Below are 18342 nucleotides of genomic sequence, written 5' to 3' on the forward strand. Positions count from 1 at the left end.
CGGCGCGGGTTCGGCTCCGCCTCAGGCGGAGCCGAGGAAGGTCAGCCGCACCTGACGGTTCGGGTTGTCCCCGTTCGTGTCCACCAGGCACACCGACTGCCAGGTTCCCAACTCCAGCCGCCCGTCCACCACCGGGAGCGTCGCGTGCGGGGGCACGATGGCGGGCAGGACGTGGTCGCGGCCGTGGCCCGGGCTGCCGTGGCGGTGCTGCCAGCGGTCGTCGGCGGGGAGCAGGGTGCGCAGGGCGGCGAGGAGGTCGTCGTCGCTGCCGGCGCCCGTCTCGATGATCGCGACACCGGCCGTGGCGTGCGGGACGAAGAGATTCAGCAGGCCGTCGCGTCCGGCGGCCACCTCGCGCAGGAAGGCCTCGCAGTCGCCGGTGAGGTCGGCGATCCGCTCCGTGGAACCGGTGGCCACATTCAGGACTCGGGTGGTGAAGGCGTCAGACATACCCCCATCCTCACCCCCACATCACGTTTCACACCCACCCGGTCGACCACCACTCGATACGAGCGTTTCACTCCGCGAGACACCATTGACCCTGACCATGTCATCTGACTACGTTCGACGGCATGTTGCGTTCAGCCATGCTCACTACGCGCGGTCACATCGACCTGCTGCGGGTGACCTCCGCCGCGTGTCGCCGCGGCCGCTGACGCTCATTTCGCTCTTCGCGTTTCTCACCTTCGCGTCTCTCTTCTTCGCGCTTCTCCCCTCGCTTTCTCCTCGCCCGGTCCGGATCTGACCGCCGTCTGATCCGCGCCGCCACCCCCGCACGTCCCGGTCACCCCTGAGACGTGGCGGCGGCCGGGCGCGCCCCTCACCAGCCGCTCTCCTGCCCATGGAGCATTCATGAGCATCAGCCATGCCCCACCTGGCTCTCCAGAACCCGAAATCTCTGACATATCGCCCTCCAGTTCTGCCGGAACTCCTGGGAATCCCGCCGAACCCGAGGCCACCGAGCGGCCTTCGCTCGACCTCCTCCCCCTCGTCCCCAGCTCCACCCGCCGCACCCGCGTCCCTCGCTGGCTGCGTCGCACCACCGGTCCGCTGGTCTTGCTGGCTCTGTGGCAACTCCTCAGCAGCACGGGCGTGTTGACCCCCGAGGTGCTCGCCTCACCGGGACGGATCGCACAGGTGGGCCGGGATCTGCTCGCCGACGGTTCGCTGACCTCCGCGATGGGAACCTCGCTGCGGCGCGTGGCGGCCGGACTGCTGTTCGGCGTCGTCGTCGGCACCGGACTCGCCCTGGTCTCGGGCCTGTTCCGGATCGGCGAGGACCTCGTGGACGCTCCCGTCCAGATGCTGCGGACCGTGCCCTTCGTGGGTCTCATCCCGCTGTTCATCATCTGGTTCGGCATCGGCGAGGCACCGAAGATCGCCATCATCACGCTCGGCGTGACCTTCCCGCTCTACCTCAACGTGTACGCCGGCATCCGCGGTGTGGACTCCCAGCTGATCGAGGCCGGGGAGTCCCTCGGACTGTCGCGGTGGGGGCTCGTGCGGCATGTCGTCCTGCCGGGCGCGCTGCCGGGGGCGATGACCGGCCTGCGCTACTCCCTGGGCATCTCCTGGCTGGCCCTCGTCTTCGCCGAGCAGGTCAACGCGGACTCCGGCATCGGGTTCCTGATGGTGCAGGCACGGGACTTCCTGCGGACCGACGTGATCGTGGTCTGCCTGATCGTCTACGCGTTCCTCGGCCTGCTCGCCGACTTCGTCGTCCGTACCCTCGAAAGGCTGCTGCTGCAATGGCGACCGACATTCACCGGCCGGTGAACCTCCAGGTGTCCCCCGCCTCCCAGGCCGTCCGCGTCGAGGGGCTGACCCGCTCCTTCGACGGCCGTGCCGTCATCGACGACCTGCGACTCGACATTCGCCAGGGCGAGTTCGTCGCACTGCTCGGTCGCAGCGGCTGCGGCAAGTCCACGCTGCTGCGCATCCTCGCCGGTCTCGACCGTGAGATCCAGGGCACGGTCCTCGTACCGCGCCGCAAGGCCGTGGCCTTCCAGGCGCCGCGGCTGATGCCGTGGAAGAGGGTGTGGCGCAATGTGCTGCTCGGGCTGCCCGGCAGGCCCGAACGTGCCCTCGCCGACCGGGCCCTCGAAGAGGTCGGCCTGGACCACCGCTCCGACGCCTGGCCCAAGACGCTCTCCGGCGGCGAGGCCCAACGTGCCTCACTGGCACGGGCGTTGGTCCGTGAGCCCGATCTGCTGCTGCTCGACGAGCCGTTCGGTGCGCTGGACGCGCTCACCCGGATCAAGGCCCAGCGTCTGGTGGGCGAGTTGTGGCGGCGCCGCGGCTGCGCCGTCCTGCTTGTCACGCACGACGTCGAGGAGGCCGTGCTGCTCGCCGACCGGGTCCTGGTGATGGACGACGGTGTCATCGCGCACGAGCAGCAGATCGACCTGGACCGGCCTCGGGACATCACCGACCCTCGGTTCGCCGAGCTGCGCGCCGAACTCCTGGAGCGCCTCGGAGTCGACCCGGCCGCCGAGGCCGCCTGAACCACCCGACGCCTGGTCAGCGACTGTCTGATCCTCCCCCGAGCAGCACCGCACAGAACGGATCCCCCCATGCGACGACGCCTCGCCCCCGCCGCCCTGCTCCTCCCCTTCGCTCTCGTCCTCACCGCCTGCGGCGGCAACTCGTCGGCCAGCACCGGCATGGGCGACGGCACCGACGGCCAGGGCTCCCTCACGCTCGACGTCGGTGACCAGAAGGGTGGTTCCGAGGCCATCCTGCGGGCCGCCGGAGAGCTCAAGAACCTCAAGTACAAGATCAAGTGGTCCACGTTCACCTCGGGGCCACCACTCCTCGAAGCGGTCAACGCCAAGGCCGTCGACATCGGCGGCGTCGGCAACACCCCGCCGGTGTTCGCGGCCGGCGCCAACTCCAAGATCTCGGTGGTGGCCGCCTGGCACGGTACGTCCAAGGGCGACACGATCCTCGTCCCCGACGACTCGAAGCTGACCGACCCCAAGCAGCTCAAGGGCAAGTCCATCGCCGTGGCGCAGGGCTCCTCCGCCCACTACCAGCTGGTCGCCAACCTGAAGAAGGTCGGGCTGACCTTCGGCGACGTCAAGGTGAAGTACCTCCAGCCCGCGGACGCGCTGGCCGCGTTCACCTCCGGCAAGGTCGACGCGTGGGCGGTGTGGGACCCGTACACCTCGCAGGTGCTCCAGGCCAAGCAGGGCCGCGTGCTCACGACCGGCGACGGCATCACCAACGGCCTCAGCTTCCAGGTGGCCTCCCCGGACGCGCTGAAGAACAAGAAGAAGTCCGCCGCCGTCAAGGACTACCTGGACCGGCTGCGCCGCGCCTACGCCTGGGTGTACGACCACCCCGAGGCATGGGCCAAGGTGTGGGCCGAGGAGACGGGATTGCCGTACGAGGCCGCGCTGGCCGCGGTGAAGCGCACCTACGCCTCCCGCATCCCGGTCGCGGTCGACAAGCCGCTCATCGCCTCCGAGCAGCAGATCGCGGACGCCTTCACCGGTCTGAAGCTGATCCCGCGCACGGTGGACTTCGGGAAGTTCGCCGACACCCGCTTCAACGGGGACCTGCCGCCGTCCACGACCGCTCCGCGCGTCTTCAAGGAGAAGTGACATGACCGTCCGTCTCCACTGGTTCCTGCCGACGGGCGGCGACGGCCGCACGCTGGTCGACCGGCACGCGTACGCCTCCAACGGGTCCGGCCGGGTGCGCGGGGTGCGTGCGCCCGACATCGAGTACCTGGCCCAGATCGCCAAGGCAGCCGAGCAGTTGGGCTTCGAGGCGGTACTCACCCCGACCGGCACATGGTGCGAGGACGCCTGGCTGACGACCGTGGCGCTGGCCCAGCACACCGAGCGGCTGAAGTTCCTGGTGGCGTTCCGGCCGGGGCTGATCTCGCCGACGCTCGCCGCGCAGATGGCGGCCACTTACCAGCGGGTCACGCGTGGGCGGCTGCTGCTGAACGTCGTCACGGGCGGCGACTCGACCGAACAACGCCGCTTCGGCGACCGACTCGACCACGACCACCGGTATGCCCGTACGGACGAGTTCCTGTCGGTGGTCCGCGGGGTGTGGCGGGGTGAGCCGTACGACTTCCAGGGCACGCACTACCAGGTCGACGGTGCGCTGACCGCGCTGCCGCCGGACCCGGTGCCGCAGGTGTTCTTCGGCGGCTCCTCCGCTGCCGCCGGGCCGGTCGCCGCGCGGCACGCCGACGTCTATCTGACCTGGGGCGAGCCGCCCGCGCAGGTCAAGGAGAAGATCGACTGGATCCGCTCGCTCGCCGAGCGGGAGGGCCGCACGGTCCGGTTCGGGATCCGGCTGCACACCATCTCGCGCGACTCGGCGGCCGAGGCCTGGGCGACGGCGAACCGGCTGCTCGACGACCTCGACGCGGACAGCGTCGCGGCGGCGCAGACGGCGCTCGGCCGCAGTGAGTCGGTGGGCCAGCAGCGGATGCTGGCCCTGCACGGCGGCTCGCGCGACGACCTGGAGATCCATCCGAATCTGTGGGCGGGCGTGGGCCTGGTGCGCGGCGGCGCGGGCACCGCCCTCGTCGGCAGCCATGCCGAGGTCGCCGACCTGATCGAGGAGTACCACGCGCTGGGCGTCGAGCACTTCGTGCTCTCGGGGTACCCGCACCTGGAGGAGGCGTACTGGTTCGGGGAGGGGGTCATCCCCGAACTGGCGTCCCGTGGGCTGGTCGAGACCGCGCCGGCCGGCAGGCCGTTCCTCGTGGGCAGCGGGCGCTGACCGCCGGGGAAGATCCACGGCCTTCGCGGTGTTGGTAGAACCGTGAACAACACGCGCGAGGTCGAGGTGGTCGTCATAGGCGCCGGGCAGGCCGGACTGGCCGGCGCCTATCACCTGCGCCGCACGGGCTACCTGCCGGACCGGGACTTCGTGGTGCTCGACCACTCCCCCGGCCCCGGCGGCGCCTGGCAGTTCCGCTGGCCGTCGCTGACGTACGGCAAGGTGCACGGGATGCACGCGCTGCCCGGCATGGAACTCACCGGGGCCGATCCGGCCAGGCCGTCCGCCGAGGTCGTCACCGAGTACTTCGACAGGTACGAGCGTGCCTTCGACCTGCGGGTCAGGCGGCCCGTCGAGGTCCGTGCCGTGCGCGAGGGCGAGGGCGGCCGCCTGCTCGTCGAGACCTCCGACGGGACCTGGTCGACCCGGGCGCTGATCAACGCGACCGGAACCTGGGACCGGCCCTTCTGGCCGCGCTACCCGGGCCAGGAGACCTTCCGGGGGCGCCAGGTGCACACGGCGCGCTACTCCGGGCCCGAGGAGTTCGCCGGGCAGCGGGTCGTCGTGGTGGGCGGGGGCGCGTCCGGCACCCAGCACCTGCTGGAGATCGCCCCGTACGCGGCCGCCACCACCTGGGTCACCCGGCGGCCGCCGGTGTTCCGCGAGGGGCCCTTCGACGAGAACGTGGGCCGGGCCGCGGTCGCACTGGTCGAGGAGCGGGTACGGCAGGGGCTGCCGCCGAAGAGTGTCGTGTCGGTGACGGGGATTCCACTCAACGACGCGATCCGTCAGGGGATCGCGGACGGGGTGCTGGACCGGCTGCCGATGTTCGACCGGATCACCCCCGACGGTGTGGCGTGGAAAGACGGCCGGCGCGTCCCTGCCGACGTCATCCTGTGGGCGACCGGGTTCCGGGCCGCCATCGACCACCTGGCGCCGCTGAAGCTGCGCGAGCCCGGCGGCGGCATCCGGGTGGAGGGCACCCGCGCGGTGGCCGATCCACGGATCCACCTCGTCGGCTACGGCCCGTCGGCGAGCACCATCGGCGCCAACCGGGCGGGGCGCGCGGCGGTACGGGACATCAGGCGACTGCTGGCCGAGGAGCGCGTGGCCGCCTGATCTCCCGTACGGCCGGTGGTGGCCGACGACCGTCCGTGTCTGATCAGCCGGCGGCGGCCGGGCTCCGCCGCTGCAGCCGGTTGAACTCGGCGACATTGCGCTGGTGCTCCGCGTAGTCGGCGGTGAAGCGCGTGTCGCCCCGCTTGACCGTGACGAAGTACAGCCAGTCACCCGGGGGCGGGTTGATCACGGCGCGCATCGCGTCCTCACCCGGGTTCGCGATCGGGGTCGGCGGCAGACCCATGCGCTGGTACGAGTTGTAGGGGCTGTCGATCCGGGTGTCCGCCTCGGTGGTCGTCAGGGTGGAGCGGTTGAGCGCGTAGTTGATGGTGGAGTCCATCTGCAGCGGCATGCCGCGCTTCAGGCGGTTGAAGACGACCCGGGCCACCTTGCCCATGTCGGCCTTGGAAGCCGCCTCGGCCTGGACGATGCTCGCGACGGTGACGGCCTGGTAGACGTTCAGGGCGTTGCGCTGCGCGCCGGCCGCGATGGGGGCGCCGTTGAACTTCTTGTCGGCGGTGTCGACCATGAACCGCAGCAGCTGCTCCGGGGTCGCCTTCTCCTTGATCGGGTACGTCGCCGGAAAGAGGTAGCCCTCCGGGTTGCCCTTCGCGTCGGTCGGCAGCTTCAGGCCCGCCTTGCCCAGCGACTTCTTGGTCGTTCCCGCGGGCAGGGCGAGGGCCTTGTCGACGGCGTCGTAGACCTGGCCGGCGCGCCAGCCCTCGGGGACGACCAAGGCGGCGGGCTTCTTCTCCGCGTCGCTGTCCAGGGTCAGCAGCGGCACCGCCACGGCGGTGCCTGCCACGACGGCCCCGGTCACGATCAGGGCGAGACGGCCCCGGCGCGTCAGTCGGATCCTGCTCCGTGGCGGTGTGTTCATGTGCATGCGGGCACGGTAACCCGCAAATCTCTACAAACCCGACATATCGTCAGCTTGTCGACTCCAGTCGGGCGTCTCGGCGCACCAGGGCCGCGTACCGCCCGTCCCGCGCCAGCAGCTCCTCGTGCGAGCCGCGTTCGGCCACCTGCCCGGAGTCCAGCACCACGATCTGGTCGGCGCCCCGAATGGTGGACAGCCGGTGCGCGATGGTGATCGTCGTGCGGTTGGCCGACAGGGCGTCGATCGCTTCCTGGACGGCGTGTTCGGTGCGGGTGTCCAGGGCGCTGGTCGCCTCGTCGAGGATCAGCACCGGCGGATCGCGCAGGATCGTCCGGGCGATGGCCAGCCGCTGCTTCTCACCGCCGGAGAAGCGGTGGCCGCGTTCGCCGACGACGGTGTCGTAGCCGTCGGGCAGGGAGGAGATGTGGTCGTGGATCTGGGCCGCCTTGGCCGCCTGCTCGATCTCCCCGTCGGTGGCGTCCGGTTTGGCGAAGCGCAGGTTGTCGGCGACCGAGGCGTGGAAGAGGTACGTCTCCTGGGAGACGACGCCGATCGCCCGGGCGAGGGTGTCGAAGTCCAGGTCGCGCACGTCGACGCCGTCGAGGGTGACCCGGCCGCCCGTCACGTCGTACACCCGCGGCACCAGATAGCCGAGCGTGGACTTGCCGGCGCCGGTCGGGCCGACGACCGCGAGAGAGCTGCCCGCGGGGACGGTGATGTCGATGCCGTCGAGGATCGGGCCGTCCTTGCCGTCGTAGCGGAACTCGACGCCCTCGAAGCGAACCTCGCCCTTGACGCGGTCGAGACGCACCGGCTGGTCGCGCTCGGTGATGTCGACGGGCAGGTCGAGGTACTCGAAGATGCGCTGGAAGAGCGCGAGCGAGGTCTGGATCTGCACGCCGGTCGACAGCAGGCTCACGGCCGGGCGGAACAGGCCCTGCTGGAGCGAGACGAAGGCGACGATGGTGCCGATGGAGATCTGGGTGCCGTCCGCCTGGAGGGCGAGACCCGCGGTCCAGTAGATGAAGGCGGGCATCGCGGCCATGACGATCGAGATGACGGCCATGCGCCACCGTCCGGCCATGTTCGACCGCACCTCGAGGTCGACCAGTTCCTCCGACTCCTCGGCGAAGGAGCGGGTGAGCGAGTCGGAACGGCCCATCGTGCGGCCCAGCAAAATGCCGCTGACCGACAGCGACTCGGTGACGGTCGCCGCCATCGCGGCCATCTGCTTCTGGCGCTGGGTGGTGATCTTCTTGCGTTCGTTGCCGACCCGGCGGCTGATCCACACGAAGACCGGCAGCAGCACCAGGGAGACGACGGTAAGCCGCCAGTCGAGGGCGACCATCGCGATGATCGTGGCGACCACGCTGGTCAGGTTGGAGACCAGGGAGGTGGCGGTCGAGGTGACGGTGGCCTGCATGCCGCCGATGTCGTTGGCGATGCGGGACTGGACCTCGCCGGTGCGGGTGCGGGTGAAGAAGGCGAGGGACATCCGCTGCAGTCGGCCGTAGACCGCGGTACGCAGGTCGTGCATGACGCGCTGGCCGACCGTGGTGGAGATCAGGGTCTGCAGCACACCGAAGACACTGGTGAGGACGGCGCTCAGGATCATGCCGAGCGCGAGCAGGCTCAGCAGGCCGGTGCGGCCCTCGGGGATGGCGACGTCCAGCGTCTCCTTCAGCAGGAACGGGGTCGCCACGGTGACCAGCGACGCGGCGCCGACCAGCAGGCCGACGATCCCGAGCCGGGCCCGGTACGGCTTGAAGAACTTGAGGATGCGGCGCACCTGCCGGGGCTGTTCGGTCGGGGTGCCGGGAGAGGGGGTCCAGTCGATGTGGTCGCGGGGCATGGTCTCCTACGGAGGGTGAGGTGATGAGGATTTACGGAGCTTAGCTCATTGTTACCTATACTCACAATGAACATGGTCCTGATATTGTTCCTCCATGACCACCCCTGATTCCGACGGCCTGCTCGCCGAGCAGCTGCTGCGGCTGACCCGTCGGCTGCAGCGCATCCAGAAGCGCCATCTGGAGCACCGTGGTCTCGGCATCACCCCGGCCCAGTCCCGGCTGCTGCGCACCCTCGCGCACTGCGACGCGCCGCCCCGGATGGCGGATCTCGCCCAGCGGCTGGAGGTGGTGCCCAGGGCCGTGACCACGCTCGTCGACGGGCTGGAGGCCGGCGGCAAGGTGCGCCGGGCACCGGACCCGACCAACCGCCGCGTGATCCGTGTCGAGCTCACCGACGACGGACGCAAGGCCGTGCTGGAGCTGCGCGGCGCACGCAGGTCCGCCGCGGAGGAGATCCTGGCCCCGCTGACGGGCGGACAACGGGAGCTGCTCGGCGGATTGCTGGACACGCTGGTGGACGGGGTACCGGAGCCGGGGCGGGGGCGAGGCTGCTGAGCCGGCTGAGCCGGCTGAGCGGCTGAGCGGCTGAGCGGCTGAGCGGCTGATCCAACGCGCCGTGGGCCGCGCTCCCTGCTGCTGGAGCGCGGCCCACGGTCTGTCCTGTCGTGGTCGTCAGTCGGCTTCCGAGGCCGGTTCCTTGACCGGCTGGGCCGGTACGGCCGCCAGCCCGCCGTCGCTATCGGCCGCGACCGGCGCCACCGGGGCGTCGGCGCCCGGCGCCTTCGTCGCGGACGGCTCACCCTTGCCGCCGTCCGCTTCCGGGACGACGGGCACGCTCTCGCCATCGCCCTCCGTCGGCACGATCGCGCCGTCCAGGACCTTCTTCGCCCTGTCGGTATCAAGCGCGCCCTCCCAGCGGGACACGGCGAACACGGCGACGCAGTTGCCGAGCAGGTTGGTCACCACGCGCATCGAGTCCATGATGCGGTCCACGCCGAGCAGCAGGGCGACGGCGCCGGCGGGGATCGCACCCAGCGAGGAGGCGGTCGCGGCCAGGGCGAGGAAGGCCGAACCGGGGATGCCCGCCATGCCCTTACTGGTCAGCATGAGCACCAGGACCACCGTGATCTGTTGACTCAGGCTCAGGTCCACGCCCACGGCCTGGGCGATGAACAGCGTGCCGATGGACAGGTAGAGCGAGGCGCCGTCGAGGTTGAACGAGTAACCCGTGGGCAGCACCAGACCCACCGCGTCGTCGCGGGCACCGGCCCGGCGCAGCTTCTGCATCACCCGCGGCATGACCGACTCGGTGGACGCGGTGCCGAGCGCGAGCAGCATCTCCTCGCGGATGTAGCGGACGAACTTCCAGAGGCTGAGCCCGGTGACCGCCTTGAGAGCGACGCCGAGCAGCACGAGGAAGAACGCGGCGGCGACATAGCACAGGATGATCAGCTTGGCGTAGGTCTCGATCACGCCGAGTCCGTACTGCCCGATGAGGGAGGCCATCGCGCCGAACACCGCGATCGGGGCGAGGCGCATGATGAAGCCGACGATCGCGAAGATGATCTCCTGGGCCTGCTCGACGGCGGGCAGCACCTTCGGCACCTTGGTGTGGCCGAGGTGCAGCAGCGCGGCGCCGACCAGGCAGGCAAGGATCAGTACCTGCAAAAGCTCGTTCTCGGCGAAGGCGCCCAGGAAACTCTGCGGCAGCGCGTTGAGGACGAACTCGGTCGTCGAGGGCAGCGAACCGCCGCCGGTCTGCGCGTCGACCGCCGAGGTGTCGAGCTGGGACGGGTCGACGTGCATTCCCGAGCCGGGTTGCACGACGTTGGCGGCGAGCAGCCCGACGATCAGGGCGACGGTGCTCGCGACCTCGAACCAGACGAGGGCCTTGAGTCCGATCCGGCCGAACGCCTTCAGGTCACCGGCCTTGGCGATGCCGACGACGACCACACAGAACACGAGGGGGGAGATGATCGTCTTGATGAGCCGGGTGAAACCGTCGCCGAGCGGCTGGAGTTGCGTGGACGCGTCCGGCCACAGTTTTCCGACGACGATTCCGAGGACGAGCGCGCAGGCGACCTGCGCGAAGAGAGAGGTACGCAGTATGCGTGCGACGCGTCGCGGCAGGGACGGGACGGACGGCGGCACGGGCACTCCTTGAGGGGGGACGGTGGCACTCAGAAGCCTGATCAGGACTTCTGCGATACGGAAGGCGGATTCCGTGCCGTTCACTTTGGGGGTCTCGCCGACCCCACACAAGACCACCGTGTTTCACTCGCGTTAATCCCGCCCGCATGTGACGCATCGCACGCAACTGTCCTCAGCAGCCTCGGTGATCCCGGGTGAGCAGTCCCTGAACGGCCGTCAGAGAGCGGTCGTAGCACCCGGATGATCCGTGGATCCGATAGCGCTCGCTCGTCGTACCGACCGCGTGGCGCTGGTCCCGGGGCACGTTCACCGTGTACGTCGCGTCGCCCGTGTAGGTGTCGTCGAGCCGCGTCCACGCGGTGCGCCGACCGCCGTGTGCCTGAGTCACCGCGGCACGGTCACCGAGGGTCAACACGGTCCGCAGCCGGTCGCCGGCGCCGAGCGTGGTGGTGCCGTCCATCGTGTACGTCCGCCGGGTGTGCGTCGTACGGGCCGGTCCGCGCCCGTCGACGGTGACCGACTCGTCGTCCGCCCAGGTGGCGTTCAGCGCGTCGAGGGTTTCTCCGTCGGTCCAGCGGTGCGTGGAGGTGTTCGCGAGTGCGCGGCTGACGGTGGTGGTGACCCTGCCGTGCGAGGTGTCGACGTATCCGGCGACGGTCAGCCGATGACCGCCCTCGGTGGCCACGCGGTGTTCCGTACCGGGCGTGTACGTCGAGGAGTTCACGACGTCCGTGCTCCTGTGCGTGGTGAGCTTCCCGCCCACGCGCGTGCTCCTGGTGTCCTGGTCGACGAGGACGTTGACCGGGGTGCTCCAGCCGCTCTGCCCCTCGGGGACGCCGACGACCGAGACCTCGACCCGGTGCGGGCGGCCGTCGTTGAGGATCCCGGCGAACGGCGTCAGGTCGTATTCGATCGGCTTGATGTCCAGGGCGCGCGGTCCCGGAACCACGTACCAGAGAAAGGGGTTGGACCAGCCGCCGGTCCACACGGTCGGGAACGGTGCGGCGATCCCGGCGAGGCGGCCGTCGACCTTGATCTGGACCTCACGGTAGGGGCCGCCCGCTGCCTGACAGGAGTACGGGGCCGAATCGGGCACCGTCAGGTACCAGTACTCCTCACAGCCGCCGCCGGATCCGGTGGCGTACACCTCGGCGACGATGCGTTCGCTGTTGCGCGGAGTGGTGAGCGTGTCGTCCTTGAGGGTCAGCACGCGGTCCGGCGCCGGAGCCTGCCTTCCCGCGTAGAAGGTGAGCGTGACCTTCACGTCGATGACGCCGGTGTACGTGTCGTCGACGACGTTCCCGATCAGCATCTCGACATCCCGGCTGCCGCGGAAGGTGTCGCTGTAGCGCGTGACGTCCTTCTCGACGGACCACTCGATGCCGTCGGGCGAGGGCTGGGGCGTCGACGTACGGAGGATCTCGACGCCACCGACATGGACGTAACCGAGCCGGTCGAACTGCCGTCCCTTGACCTTGCCGTCCAAGCGCAGCACCACCTTGCTCCAGCGGTCGCCGCATCGCTCGGGGGGCGTGTAGGAGCCCCGGTACGGTGTGAAGTCACGGAACTGCGCCTCGGCGAGGGTGACTCGGCAGGACTTCCCGGCGGGCTTCGATATGGGTGGAGCCGCGGTGACCGGGTCGTGCCAGTTGGTCCCGAACTCGGCCGGTATGTCGGCGGGTTGGGCCGGAGTGTCCCCGGATACGGCCTCGGCTCGCGCGGGTTGGACCGGGCCTCGCACGGCTGACGCCGCTGCGGCTGAGTCGGCTTGGGTCAGGGCCGAAGCCGCCTGGGCCGGGCTCGTCCCGAGGAGGGTGCTCGCCAGGAGGGTCGCTCCGGCGAGCATGGACATGGTGATCCGTCTCTTCATGGCCGGTGTTCTACGGCGAGTCGGGCGCCCTCCGCAATGAGGCCTCCCCCGGCCACCTCAGGTCCGCAGGTCGGCCCTGTCCCCCATGACGACCACGGGATGCCGCCGCGGATCGAGGGTGCGCAGCAGATACCGCATCGCCGGCCTGGACAGGCTGACGCACGCCGACGTACCGCTGCCGTGGTCCATGTGCAGCCAGATCCCGCCGCCCTCGGACTGTCCCCGTGGGCGGGTCGGGTCGTTCGGCGGGGCGCCCTTGACGCGGTTGTAGTCGATGGCGATGACGTAGTCGAAGTCGTGCCAGTACGACTTGGGCCACCAGCGCGGGGCCGCGAAGGCGGCCGAGTGGGTGTAGGGAAGCCGGGCCCCGGGGTCCGGGAGCACACCGCCCGCGTCGCTGAGCGTGAACACGCCGACGGGACTGCGGTGGTCCCCCTCGTGGTGGTTCGTGGTCCAGCCCTTCTTGCCGTTGTGCGCGGGCCAGTTGCCGGTGCGCTCCCAGGTGGTGCCGTGCCTGGTGTAGAGGACGACGGTGGACTCGGCGGAGTTTCTGCCGTCGCCGTAGACGGCGACAACCTGGCGAGTGTCGGCGGGGATCCGCCGCAGCAGCCGGTCGCCCACATGGGGGATGCGTGTCGGGCCGGTGTCCTGGCGGGTGTCGGCCGGGTTGCCCACGGCTCTCGTCCCCGTCGCGCCTCGTCCAGCCGGGCCAGGACCGCCGCAGCCGGGCAGCGAGACCAGGAGGGCTCCCAGGGCCGCCGTCACGAGCGCCGCACGCCGTACATCACCACTGCGCATCGCTCCATGGTCGCATCGCGGGCAGCCGGTTCTGTTCGCCGCTACGGAAAACCGGTTGCTTCCGACCACGCCGGAACGCGAACCTTTCACGGTTTGCTGCCGCCGTTCGCGGTCCCCCCACCCCCTCCCCCCACCCCCCTGACACGAGCCACTGGACCGTCATGCAGATTCAAGACCTTCCCTACCCCGACCCCGGTTCGCCGGACGCGCGCTCGGGTCCCCGCTTCCTGTGGTGGCTCTTCCGTAACCAGCTGCGCGGACAGCTCAAGTCGCTTGCCTGGGGCCTGCTGCACTTCGGGTCCGTCTCCGTACTGCCGTTCTGTGTCGGCCTGGCCGTGCAGGCCGTCGTCGACCGCTCCGGTCACCGGCTCGCCCTCGCGGGTGGCCTGCTCGCGGTGTGCTGCGTCGGCAACGCGGTCGGCGAGACCTTCCTGCATCGCACGGCGATCACCAACTGGATCACGGCCGCCGCGCGCGTCCAGCAGCTGCTGGCCCGCAAGGCCGCCCTGCTGGGCTCGGCGTTGACCCGACGGGTCGCGGCCGGCGAGGTCGTGGCCGTCTCCACGGGCGACGTCGAGAAGATCGGCTGGTTCGTGGAGTCCGTCTCCCGGTTCACCGCGGCGGTCGTCACCATCGTGCTGGTCTGTGTCGGCCTGGTCGTCTACCAGCCGGCGCTCGGCGTGGTCGTCGCGGTGGGCCTGCCGCTCCTCGCTCTGGCGGTGCTGCCGCTGCTGCCCCGGGCGACCCGACGTGCCGACATCCAGCGGGAGAAGGCAGGGCGCGCCACCGAACTGGCCTCGGACACCGTGGCCGGTCTGCGCGTGCTGCGTGGCATCGGCGGCGAGGACCTCTTCCTCGACCGCTACCGCCGCGCCTCCCAGGAGGTGCGCCACGCGGCCGTGCGCAGCGCCCGGATGTGGTCGCTGATCTCCGCGATCCAGGTCCTGCTGCCCGGGCTGCTGCTGATCGGAGTCGTCTGGTACGGCGTCCGCCTGGCTCGGGAGGGCCGGATCGACGTCGGTGAACTGGTCACCGTCTACAGCTCGGTGATGCTCCTCACGTACCCACTGAGGCACTTCGAAGAGATCGCGATGGCCTACTCCTTCTCCCGCCCGTCGGCCCGGCGTGCCGCGCGCGTGCTGTCGCTGGAGCGCGCCACGGACACCGGGGGCTCGCGCGCCGCCGAGACCCCGTCCGGTGACCTGTACGACCCAGCCACCGGTCTGCTCGCGGTCTCCGGCCGGCTCACCGCCGTGGTGTGCGGCGACCCGGACGCGGCGGGGCTGCTGGCGGAGCGGCTGGGCGGACACCCCTCGGACGAGGGCGCGTCGGTCCTGCTGGGCGGTGTGCCGCTCGACGACCTGCCGCTCGACTCGGCCCGTACGGCCGTCCTCGTCCAGGACAAGGATCCCGTCCTGCTGTCCGGCTCGCTGCGTGAACTGCTCGACGTGCCCGCCTCGGGCGGCGTCAGCGCCGAGGAGGCGCTGGCGGCCGCGCAGTGCGGGGACGTGCTGACCGCCCTCGTGCAGGGGTCGATCGACGCCGAGGACCCGATGGACGCCCGGATCACCGAGCGGGGACGGTCCCTGTCCGGCGGCCAGCGCCAACGGCTCGCACTGGCCCGGTCGCTGGTGACGGACCCGGAGGTGCTCGTCCTGGACGAGCCGACCTCCGCCGTCGACTCGCACACGGAGGCCCGGATCGCCAACGGGCTGCGGGAGCTGCGCACCGGACGCACGACCGTCGTGTTCACCTCCTCCCCGCTGCTCCTGGACCGGGCCGACCAGGTCGTCCTGGTGCACGAGAACGAGGTCGCGGCGGTCGGGGTGCACCGCGAGCTGGTGCACAAGGAGCCCCGGTACCGGGCCGTGGTGACCCGGGAGACCGACGCGGAGGCCGCCGAACCGGAGCAGGTGACGGCCAGGGCCGAGCGGGACGACGTGCTGGAGGCGGGCGGCGTGCCGGCTTCCGGCCAGGCATGGAGCGCGGGACCGGCGCTGGACACCGCCGAACTGGACGCACTGGAAGAAATCGAGGAGACAGCATGATCGGCGTGGCGCCCCCGGCGTACGACCCGGCGGCCCCGACGACGGCGAACACCCTGCCCGTCGGCACCTCCGCGACCGTCCGCGCCTACGTGGCCGAACTGTTCCACCGGCACCGCCGTGCCTTCCTGCTCCTGATGACCGTCAACACGGTGTCCGTGGTCGCCTCGATGGCGGGACCGTGGCTGCTGGGCGGCCTCGTGGAGCGGGTCTCGGACGGCGCCCGCGAGCTCCACCTGGAACTGACGGCCGGACTGTTCCTGTGCGCGCTGGCCGTCCAGGCGGTGTTCGTGCGGGAGGTACGGCTGCGCGGGGCGATGCTCGGCGAGCGGATGCTGGCCGACCTGCGCGAGGACTTCCTCATCCGGTCCGTCGGACTGCCTCCGGGGGTCCTGGAGCGAGCCGGGACGGGCGACCTGCTGTCCCGGATCACCACCGACATCGACCGGCTGTCCAACGCGATGCGGGAGGCCGTGCCACAGCTGACGATCGGCGTGGTGTGGGTGGTCCTGCTGCTGGGCGGGCTGGTGATCACCGCGCCGCCGCTGGCGGCAGCGGTGCTGCTCGCCGTACCGCTGCTGCTCGTGGGCTGCCGCTGGTACTTCAGACGGGCCGGATCGGCCTACCGCTCGGAGGCCGCCGGGTACGCCGCCGTCGCCGCCGCGCTCGCGGAGACCGTGGACGCCGGACGCACCGTCGAGGCCCAGCGGCTCGGCGCCCGCCGCATCGCCCTGTCGGACCGGCGCATCAAGGAATGGACGGCCTGGGAGCGCTACACGCTCTGGCTGCGGTCGGTGCTCTTCCCCGTCGTCAACGTCACCCATGTGATGATCCTCGCCTCGGTGCTGATGGTCGGCGGTGTGTTCGTGCTGCAGGGCTGGATCGGAATCGGGCAGCTCACCACGGGCGCGCTGATCGCGCAGATGCTCGTCGACCCGGTCGGGCTGATCCTGCGCTGGTACGACGAGCTGCAGGTGGCCCAGGTGTCGCTGGCCCGGCTGGTCGGTGTCCGGGAGATCCAGCCCGACGCCGGTGACGACACGGTGGCCCCCGACGGGCGGGACGTGCACGCGGACCAGGTGCGTTTCGGCTACCTCGAAGGCGTGGACGTGTTGCGTGAGGTCTCCCTGGAGGTCGCGCCCGGCACCAGGATGGCGCTGGTCGGCCCGTCCGGCGCGGGCAAGTCCACGCTGGGCAGGCTGCTCGCCGGGATCTACGCGCCCCGGGACGGCCGGATCACCCTGGGCGGCGCCGAGCTCTCCCGGATGCCGGCCGAGCGGGTCCGTGCGCATGTGGCCCTCGTCAACCAGGAGCACCACGTCTTCGTGGGGTCCCTGCGCGACAACCTGCTCCTCGCCCGGACCGAGGCGGCCGACGCCGAGCTGTGGGCGGCGCTGGGCGCGGTGGACGCGGACGGGTGGGCACGCGCCCTGGACGACGGCCTGGACACCGAGGTCGGCTCGGGCGGGCTGGCGCTCACTCCCGCCCAGGCGCAGCAGATCGCCCTGGCCCGGCTGGTGCTGGCCGACCCGCACACCCTGGTCCTGGACGAGGCGACCTCCCTGCTCGATCCGCGAGCGGCCCGCCACCTGGAGCGGTCCCTGGCCCGGGTCCTCGACGGCCGCACGGTGGTCGCGATCGCCCACCGGCTGCACACCGCCCATGACGCGGACGTGATCGCCGTCGTGGAGAGCGGCCGGATCAGCGAGCTGGGCAGCCATGACGAGCTGGTCGCGGCCGACGGGGCGTACGCGGCGCTGTGGCGGTCCTGGCACGGCTGACGGCGCGGCTTTGCCGGAGCGAGTGCGGTGTCGGCGGCGGCGCGGGTCGAGGACGAGTGGTCCCCGGCCCGTGCCGTTGCGCGGTGCCGAAGTCGAGTGGAAGGCTGGAAAGCGGCACCGGCTCGGGGAGCGTTCGCGAACCGCGCGGTTCACCGACGGGCGCGGCTTGTGCGCCGTACGTCCGCCCTCCGCCGCCGGCCACGGGGAGAAGGAGCCCGGCCCCATCACCTGGAGGTACCCGTGAACAGCGCCGACGGATGGGGAGACGACGTCTACCAGCCCGACGGATCCGAGATCCAGGACGACGCGGGGCTGCTCGACGCGGAGGACACCCTGGACAACGACGGAGTCGGTGACCCCCTCGACCGCGGCTGGTCGCCTCCGGAACGCCCCTGGGCGGTGGAGCACACCGGTGTGACGGCCGCGGAGCGCCACACGGGCGAGACACTGGACCAGCGGCTCGCCGAAGAGCGTCCCGACCCGCCCGAGCCCGACGGCGACGGCCTCGGTGACTGCGACGGAACCGACGGGGAACTCCTCGACAACGAGGTCGGGGCCGCCCGCTCCGGCCGTCTCGTGGCGCCGGACGAGGGGGCTCACGAGGACGAGGAGAGCGCTCTGGTCGCCACGGACGTGGGTATCGACGGCGCTGCCGCCTCCGCCGAGGAGGCCGCGGTGCACATCGTCGACGAGGAGGCGCGGCCCGGCTGATCCCACCGGCCCCGTGCCGCCGGCCGTCCGGTCGGCGTCGCACAAGGAGGACCCATGCAGCAGGACAAACGGCCCGACTACCACCCGGTAGTCTTCCGCGACCGCTCCGCCGGTTACGCCTTCCTGACCCGGTCCACCGCGACCAGCGACCGGACCATCGAGTGGGACGACGGCGAGACGTACCCGGTCGTGGACGTGGAGATCTCCTCGGAGAGCCACCCCTTCTACACCGGCAGGGCACGCACGGTGGATGCGGAGGGCCGCGTCGCCCGGTTCGAACGGCGCTACGGTGGCGGGGCGGGCCGGCGATCCGGCGGGGCGTGAGTCCCGGGGGCCGGCACCGGCGGATCGTGAGCCCCCGCGGCTGAGGACGGCGGTCGCGTTTCGC

At 71.0% G+C, this 18342-nt stretch carries 17 protein-coding genes; 11 read left to right on the forward strand and 6 right to left on the reverse strand.

Features of this window, described 5'->3' with window-relative positions; genetic code table 11:
- Window positions 1-21: 21 nt before the first annotated feature.
- On the reverse strand, window positions 22-450 hold the full coding sequence (locus tag ABZ027_RS20535; protein WP_356770235.1) for a secondary thiamine-phosphate synthase enzyme YjbQ: 429 nt from the start codon (window positions 448-450) through the stop codon (window positions 22-24).
- A gap of 137 nt (window positions 451-587) precedes the next feature.
- Between ABZ027_RS20535 and ABZ027_RS20540 the strand changes: the two genes are divergently transcribed.
- The 6 genes from ABZ027_RS20540 to ABZ027_RS20565 all read left to right on the forward strand — a co-directional run bounded on the left by ABZ027_RS20540 (window position 588) and on the right by ABZ027_RS20565 (window position 5865).
- A complete protein-coding gene (locus ABZ027_RS20540) occupies window positions 588-656 on the forward strand; it encodes a putative leader peptide (protein ID WP_356770310.1) in 69 nt (22 codons plus the stop codon).
- Window positions 657-852: 196 nt separating this feature from the next.
- On the forward strand, window positions 853-1776 hold the full coding sequence (locus tag ABZ027_RS20545; RefSeq protein WP_356770238.1) for an ABC transporter permease: 924 nt from the start codon (window positions 853-855) through the stop codon (window positions 1774-1776).
- Window positions 1749-2504 carry an ABC transporter ATP-binding protein gene (locus ABZ027_RS20550; RefSeq protein ID WP_356770240.1) on the forward strand — a complete coding sequence of 252 codons (756 nt, stop codon included), beginning with the start codon at window positions 1749-1751 and terminating at the stop codon, window positions 2502-2504. Before ABZ027_RS20545 ends, ABZ027_RS20550 begins: the two co-directional genes overlap by 28 nt.
- Before the next feature lie 69 nt (window positions 2505-2573).
- On the forward strand, window positions 2574-3605 hold the full coding sequence (locus ABZ027_RS20555) for an ABC transporter substrate-binding protein (RefSeq protein ID WP_356770242.1): 1032 nt from the start codon (window positions 2574-2576) through the stop codon (window positions 3603-3605).
- Between the two features lies 1 nt (window position 3606).
- Complete coding sequence (locus ABZ027_RS20560; RefSeq protein ID WP_356770244.1) at window positions 3607-4746, forward strand: LLM class flavin-dependent oxidoreductase; 1140 nt, start codon at window positions 3607-3609, stop codon at window positions 4744-4746.
- Between the two features lie 42 nt (window positions 4747-4788).
- Window positions 4789-5865: an NAD(P)-binding domain-containing protein gene (locus tag ABZ027_RS20565; protein ID WP_356770246.1), complete on the forward strand. Its 1077-nt coding sequence runs from the start codon at window positions 4789-4791 to the stop codon at window positions 5863-5865.
- Between the two features lie 43 nt (window positions 5866-5908).
- On the opposite strand, the gene mltG is transcribed toward ABZ027_RS20565, so the two are convergent.
- Entirely contained in the window at window positions 5909-6751 is an 843-nt protein-coding gene (gene mltG, locus ABZ027_RS20570) for an endolytic transglycosylase MltG (RefSeq protein ID WP_356770248.1), read from the reverse strand.
- A 43-nt stretch (window positions 6752-6794) separates the two neighbouring features.
- Complete coding sequence (locus ABZ027_RS20575; RefSeq protein WP_356770250.1) at window positions 6795-8597, reverse strand: ABC transporter ATP-binding protein; 1803 nt, start codon at window positions 8595-8597, stop codon at window positions 6795-6797.
- A 94-nt stretch (window positions 8598-8691) separates the two neighbouring features.
- Between ABZ027_RS20575 and ABZ027_RS20580 the strand changes: the two genes are divergently transcribed.
- Window positions 8692-9153 carry a MarR family transcriptional regulator gene (locus ABZ027_RS20580; protein WP_356770252.1) on the forward strand — a complete coding sequence of 154 codons (462 nt, stop codon included), beginning with the start codon at window positions 8692-8694 and terminating at the stop codon, window positions 9151-9153.
- Between the two features lie 117 nt (window positions 9154-9270).
- Here ABZ027_RS20580 and ABZ027_RS20585 read toward each other — a convergent pair whose 3' ends face one another.
- From ABZ027_RS20585 to ABZ027_RS20595, 3 genes are all read right to left on the reverse strand, one after another.
- Window positions 9271-10749 (reverse strand): cation:dicarboxylase symporter family transporter, encoded by a 1479-nt coding sequence (locus ABZ027_RS20585; protein ID WP_356770254.1) that lies wholly within the window; start codon window positions 10747-10749, stop codon window positions 9271-9273.
- A 172-nt stretch (window positions 10750-10921) separates the two neighbouring features.
- Window positions 10922-12490, reverse strand: a complete 1569-nt coding sequence (locus ABZ027_RS20590) for a peptide-N4-asparagine amidase (RefSeq protein WP_356770312.1) — start codon at window positions 12488-12490, stop codon at window positions 10922-10924.
- Between the two features lie 186 nt (window positions 12491-12676).
- Window positions 12677-13417: a hypothetical protein gene (locus ABZ027_RS20595; protein WP_356770256.1), complete on the reverse strand. Its 741-nt coding sequence runs from the start codon at window positions 13415-13417 to the stop codon at window positions 12677-12679.
- Window positions 13418-13578: 161 nt separating this feature from the next.
- Here ABZ027_RS20595 and ABZ027_RS20600 point away from each other — a divergent pair, with 161 nt between their 5' ends.
- From ABZ027_RS20600 to ABZ027_RS20615, 4 genes are all read left to right on the forward strand, one after another.
- Window positions 13579-15465, forward strand: coding sequence for an ABC transporter ATP-binding protein (locus ABZ027_RS20600; RefSeq protein WP_356770258.1), 1887 nt, complete (start codon window positions 13579-13581; stop codon window positions 15463-15465).
- Window positions 15462-17243, forward strand: a complete 1782-nt coding sequence (locus tag ABZ027_RS20605; protein WP_356770260.1) for an ABC transporter ATP-binding protein — start codon at window positions 15462-15464, stop codon at window positions 17241-17243. Before ABZ027_RS20600 ends, ABZ027_RS20605 begins: the two co-directional genes overlap by 4 nt.
- Before the next feature lie 240 nt (window positions 17244-17483).
- Complete coding sequence (locus ABZ027_RS20610; protein ID WP_356770262.1) at window positions 17484-17954, forward strand: DUF5709 domain-containing protein; 471 nt, start codon at window positions 17484-17486, stop codon at window positions 17952-17954.
- Window positions 17955-18008: 54 nt separating this feature from the next.
- Window positions 18009-18278: a type B 50S ribosomal protein L31 gene (locus ABZ027_RS20615; protein WP_356770264.1), complete on the forward strand. Its 270-nt coding sequence runs from the start codon at window positions 18009-18011 to the stop codon at window positions 18276-18278.
- The last annotated feature ends 64 nt before the right edge of the window (window positions 18279-18342 follow it).

The sequence above is a fragment of the Streptomyces sp. NPDC006332 genome, assembly GCF_040612855.1.
In the GTDB taxonomy this organism is placed as follows: Bacteria; Actinomycetota; Actinomycetes; order Streptomycetales; family Streptomycetaceae; genus Streptomyces.